Annotated in this window: 1 pseudogene; it reads right to left on the reverse strand. The window is 67.1% G+C overall.

Going from position 1 to position 1079, the window contains the following annotated elements:
- Window positions 1-22: 22 nt before the first annotated feature.
- Window positions 23-1002: pseudogene (locus E6R62_RS37425) on the reverse strand (IS5 family transposase).
- Between the last annotated feature and the right edge of the window lie 77 nt (window positions 1003-1079).

Here is a 1079-nt window from a genome sequence, read left to right on the forward strand (position 1 = left end):
TAGGGCCTGTGTGAGGTTGTGATCAGTCGGGGGGTTTGAGGAGGTCGTCGATCCAAATCATTGCGGCGCGGAGGTGGAGGCCGGCGAGGTAGCTTTCGGGTGACTTGTCGTAGCGGGTGGCGATGCCTCGCCACGCTTTCAGCTTGTTGATCAGGCGTTCGACGGTGTTCCGCTCCTTGTAGAGGTCGGCGTCGTGGCTGATGGGCCGGCCGCCTCGTGCGCCCTTCTTCTTGCGGTTGGCGGCCTGGTCCCGTTTCTCCGGGATGACTGCTTTGATTCCGCGTTTGCGCAGGTAGGCGCGGTTGCCGCGCGATGAGTAGGCCTTGTCCGCGGCGACCGCTGCGGGTCTGGTGCGGGGCCGGCCGACCGGCAGTCGGACCCGCACCCGGTCCAGGACGGGGATGAACTGGGGGCTGTCCCCGGCCTGCCCGGCAGTCAGGACCAACGCGAGTGGACGGCATCTGCGGTCCGCGGCGAGATGAATCTTGCTGGTGAGGCCGCCGCGGGACCTGCCGAGAAGGGCTTCCTTCAGGCGGAGCTTGCGTCGGCGCCGGATGCGCCGGCGTTCGGCCTGTCCGTTCTGTTCCTCCGGGCCGCCCCCTTTTGGCAGGCTGCTTCCTGCTCCTGCACGGCTTCTTCCAGGGCCTTCATGAGGTGCTTGCTCACACGCATCCCCGCGGCGTCGTGGTGCGCGCGGACCGTTGTGGAGTCCACGCTGACCAGCGACAAGTCCGCCCTTCCCACCCGGGCCCCCTGGGCGATCAGGCCCTCCAGCAGAGCGGTGAAGACACCGGCGTCCCGCCAGACACGGAAGCGCCCGTAGACGGTGGCCCAGGGGCCGAACTCGACAGGCATCTCCCGCCACTGGGCGCTGGAGCGGAACCGCCAGATCACACCCTCGAACTGCTCCCGCAACCGCTCCGGGTACGGGCCGTACCTGCCGATCGGCAGAAACGGCTCGATGAACTTCCACTGGGCATTGGTGAGTTGCCTGCGCGTCACGACCACAGTCCTACCGGATTCCACCCCGCGCAGAGGACAGAACTCAGGAACTGATCACGACATCACACAGGCCCTAG

The organism is Streptomyces sp. A1136 (assembly GCF_004795055.1).
In the GTDB taxonomy this organism is placed as follows: domain Bacteria; phylum Actinomycetota; class Actinomycetes; order Streptomycetales; family Streptomycetaceae; genus Streptomyces.